Source organism: Nocardioides sp. CPCC 206348 (genome assembly GCF_048654705.1).
Lineage (GTDB): Bacteria > Actinomycetota > Actinomycetes > Propionibacteriales > Nocardioidaceae > Nocardioides.
Map to the genome: position 1 here is coordinate 38,104 of NZ_JBMCZA010000149.1, position 4,016 is coordinate 42,119.

Genomic DNA, 4,016 nt, shown 5'->3' on the forward strand with positions numbered 1-4,016 from the left:
CCTGCTCGAGGGCCTCGATGTCGTGGTGCTGCAGGTGCCCGACGGCGAGGAAGCCAAGAACTGGGAGGTCGCCGCCGCGTGCTGGGAGGCGCTCGGTGAGGACGGCTTCACCCGTTCCGACGCCATCGTCACCGTCGGCGGCGGTGCGACCACCGACCTGGGTGGCTTCGTCGCCGCGACCTGGCTGCGCGGCGTTGCTGTCGTGCACGTCCCGACGACGCTGCTCGCCATGGTCGACGCCGCCGTGGGTGGCAAGACCGGCATCAACAGCCCGGCCGGCAAGAACCTGATCGGCTCGTTCCACGAACCCGCCGGCGTGCTCTGCGACCTCGCGCTGCTCGAGACCCTGCCGCGCGAGGAACTGGTCGCCGGCCTCGGCGAGGTCATCAAGTGCGGCTTCATCGCCGACCCGCGGATCCTCGAGCTGGTCGAGCAGACCGAGCCGTCGGCGCTGACCGCTGACTCACCCGTCCTGCGCGAGCTGGTCGAGCGGTCGATCGCGGTGAAGGCCGACGTCGTCGCCGGAGACCTCAAGGAGACCGGGGGAGTCGCCGGCCACCCGGGACGCGAGGCGCTCAACTACGGCCACACGCTCGCCCACGCGATCGAGAAGGCCACCGACTACTCCATCCGCCACGGCGAGGCCGTTGCGATCGGCTGCGTCTTCGTGGCCGAGCTGGCGGCGCGCGAGGGCGGCCTGCCCGCTGGTCTCGTCGAACGGCATCGTTCCGCGTTCGGCCGTGTCGGCCTGCCGACCACCTGGGACGGAGCCGACTTCGAGACGCTGCTCGCGACCATGCGGGTGGACAAGAAGTCCCGCGGCAACCAGCTCCGCTTCGTCGTACTCGACGACGTGGGGAAGCCGGTCGTGCTGGCCGGACCGTCCGAGGAGAACCTGCGGGCGGCGTACGACGCCGTCTCGGGCGGTGCGGCATGAGTGACCGGCAGGTGCTCGTCCTGAACGGCCCGAACATCGGTCGGCTCGGCCGTCGGCAGCCCGAGATCTACGGCGCCACCACCCATGACGAACTCGCCGACCTCTGTGTGGAGTGGGGCTCTGCTCTCGGCCTCCGGGTCCTGGTCATGCAGACCAATCACGAAGGCAAGCTGCTCGACTGGCTCAATGACGCCGCAGACAACAAGACTCCTGTGGTGCTCAACGCCGGCGCCTGGACGCACTACTCCTACGCCCTCTTCGATGCCTGTGCCCAGCTGGAGGCGCCACTCGTCGAGGTCCACATCAGCGCCCCGTCGCAGCGTGCTGAGGAGTTCCGACACACCTCTGTGGTGTCCCCCCATGCCGCGAAGGTGATCGAGGGCCAGGGCATCGACGGCTACCGCCAGGCGCTCGAATTCATCGCTGACCCGTCGGCACACTAGACTTCACTGCCGGTCCCGAGCACCCCGGGGACCACTCGAACCGCTTGACATCTGCATCGGAGAATACGCGCGCATGGCATCGACGAATGACCTCAAGAACGGCATGGTTCTCAACATCGACGGCCAGCTCTGGTCCGTGGTGGAGTTCCAGCACGTGAAGCCCGGCAAGGGCCCGGCGTTCGTCCGTACCAAGCTCAAGAACGTCGAGTCGGGCAAGAACGTCGACCGCACCTTCAACGCCGGCACCAAGGTCGAGACCGCCACGGTCGACCGCCGCACGATGCAGTACCTCTACAACGACGGCGTCAGCTACGTCTTCATGGACACCGGCACGTTCGAGCAGACCGAGGTCGCCCCCGAGATCGTCGGTGACGCCTCGGGCTTCATGCTCGAGAACCAGGAGGCGATCGTCGCCACCAACGAAGGCCGGGTGCTCTTCATCGAGCTGCCCGCCTCCGTCGAGCTCGTCGTCAGCTACACCGAGCCCGGCGTCGTCGGTGACTCCGCGACCGGTCGCACCAAGCCGGCCACGCTGGAGACCGGCGCCGAGATCCAGGTGCCGCTGTTCATCGAGCAGGGCGAGAAGATCAAGGTGGACACCCGCGAGGGTGGCTCGTACCTCTCCCGCGTGAAGGGCTGACCAGCAGGTGGGAGCCCGGACCAAGGCGCGCAAGCGAGCACTCGACGTCCTCTACGCCGCGGACATGCGGGGCGAGTCGGGACTCGAGGCGCTCGAGCGCGTCACGGCCGACGGCGAACAGCTGACCAACCCGTACACCGCTGTGCTGGTGCGCGCGGTGTCCGAGCACCAGGCGCGGATCGACGAGATCCTCGTCCAGTTCTCCACCGACTGGAGCCTGTCGCGGATGCCCGCCGTGGACCGCAACGTCCTGCGGATCGGCGTCTGGGAACTGCTCTGGGCCGATGACGTGCCGGACACGGTTGCCGTGACCGAGGCGATGACCCTGGTGCGCGAGCTCTCGACCGATGAGTCGCCGTCGTTCGTCAACGGCGTCCTCGGCGCGATCCAGCGGTCCAAGGCGACGCTGGTCTGAATTTCCCCGGCGTGCCAGTGTGTGGGCATGCCGGAATCAACTGAGGTCGACGTCGTCGTCATCGGGCTCGGACCGGGCGGCGAGCACGTGGCCGCCTCCCTGGCCAAGGCCGGACTCTCCGTGGTCGGGGTCGACCGCCGCCTGGTGGGCGGTGAATGTCCCTACTACGGCTGCGTGCCGTCGAAGATGATGATCCGCGCGGCCGACGCGCTGCAGGAAGCCCGGCGGGTGTCCTCGCTGGGTGGGTCGGCCGAGGTCACCCCCGACTGGACGCCCGTTGCGGACCGGATCCGCGACGAGGCGACGGACGACTGGGACGACATCGTCGCGGTCGAGCGCCTGGAGCGGGCGGGCGCGGAGTTCGTGCGCGGGACCGGCCGGCTCGCCGGACCGGGGCGCATCCAGGTCGTGACCGCGGACGGCGTGCGGGACTTCGTCGTACGACGGGGCGTGGTGCTGAACACCGGCACCGAGCCGGCCGTCCCCCCGATCGACGGGCTGGCCGCGACGCCGTACTGGACCAACCGTGACGTGGTTCAGGTGCGCGACCTGCCCGCGAGTCTCGTCGTGATCGGCGGGGGAGCGATCGGTTGCGAGCTGGCCCAGGCCTTCGCGCGCTTCGGAGTCGACGTCACGGTGGTCGAGGGGGCCGAGCGGATCCTGGGACCGGAGGAGCCGGAGGCGAGTGCCGTGGTCGCCGAGGCCCTCGAGGCCGAGGGGATCGGCGTGCGGGCCGGCGTCGGGGTCACGGGCGTCGCCCACGACGGATCGGCGTTCACGGTCGGCCTGGCCGATGGCACCTCGATCGGCGCCGAGGCGCTGCTGGTGGCTGCCGGCCGGCGCAACAACCTCGGCGACATCGGACTCGACACCGTCGGGCTCGACCCCTCGGCGCGGGTCCTGGACACGGATGAGCGGGCGCGCGTCACCGACGGGGTCTGGGCGATCGGCGACATCACTGGCAAGGGCGCCTTCACGCACATGTCGATGTACCAGGCGAACGTCGTCATCCGGGACCTGACCGGTGAGGACGGCCCGTGGGCGGACTACCGCGCCGTCGCCCGTGCCACCTTCACCGACCCCGAGGTCGGGTCGGTCGGGATGACCGAGCAGCAGGCCCGTGACGCCGGACTGAACGTCGGTGTCGGGCTGGCGAAGCTGCCCGACTCGAGCCGGGGCTGGTTGCACAAGGTCGGCAACCACGGCCTGATCAAGGTCGTCGCCGATCTCGACCGGGGCGTGCTCGTCGGTGCCACGGCGGTGGGTCCGTCCGGCGGGGAGATCATCGGGATGCTCGTCACCGCCGTCCACGCGGAGGTGCCGTTGGCCACCCTGAAGGGGATGCACTTCGCGTACCCGACGTTCCACAGGGCGATTGAAATTGCGCTCGGCGATCTGGGGTGAGGACTTCGGGGTAGGTTGGCCTCGCCTTTAGGCCACCTGACTGCCTATCTCGGAGGTTCTCGTGAGTCAGCCCTTGACCGACCCGTTGTTCGACCCGATCTCCGCACACACAGCGGTTCGATCGACGGCACCGCCGCCGTTGAGCCCGCCGCCGTCGAGCCCGCCGCCGTCGAGCCC

At 69.5% G+C, this 4,016-nt stretch carries 5 protein-coding genes; all 5 read left to right on the forward strand.

All coding sequences use genetic code 11. From position 1 onward, the window contains the following. Positions 1-937 (forward strand): 3-dehydroquinate synthase (gene aroB / locus ACOADB_RS10420; RefSeq protein ID WP_378597939.1); only part of this gene is annotated, 937 nt, incomplete at its 5' end. After that, positions 934-1,380: a type II 3-dehydroquinate dehydratase gene (locus ACOADB_RS10425; RefSeq protein WP_378597941.1), complete on the forward strand. Its 447-nt coding sequence runs from the start codon at positions 934-936 to the stop codon at positions 1,378-1,380. The genes aroB and ACOADB_RS10425, both read left to right, overlap by 4 nt. Before the next feature lie 73 nt (positions 1,381-1,453). Further along, positions 1,454-2,020, forward strand: a complete 567-nt coding sequence (gene efp, locus ACOADB_RS10430) for an elongation factor P (protein WP_378597943.1) — start codon at positions 1,454-1,456, stop codon at positions 2,018-2,020. A gap of 7 nt (positions 2,021-2,027) precedes the next feature. Further along, a complete protein-coding gene (gene nusB / locus ACOADB_RS10435) occupies positions 2,028-2,435 on the forward strand; it encodes a transcription antitermination factor NusB (protein WP_378597945.1) in 408 nt (135 codons plus the stop codon). Positions 2,436-2,462: 27 nt separating this feature from the next. Next, positions 2,463-3,839, forward strand: coding sequence for a dihydrolipoyl dehydrogenase family protein (locus tag ACOADB_RS10440; RefSeq protein WP_378597947.1), 1,377 nt, complete (start codon positions 2,463-2,465; stop codon positions 3,837-3,839). Positions 3,840-4,016 lie beyond the last annotated feature (177 nt).

Excerpts from the sequence above, each read along its gene's own strand:
- ACOADB_RS10425 (WP_378597941.1), top strand. The coding sequence starts at position 934 with ATGAGTGACCGGCAGGTGCTCGTCCTGAACGGCCCGAACATCGGTCGG.
- efp (WP_378597943.1), top strand. The coding sequence starts at position 1,454 with ATGGCATCGACGAATGACCTCAAGAACGGCATGGTTCTCAACATCGAC.
- ACOADB_RS10440 (WP_378597947.1), top strand. The coding sequence starts at position 2,463 with ATGCCGGAATCAACTGAGGTCGACGTCGTCGTCATCGGGCTCGGACCG.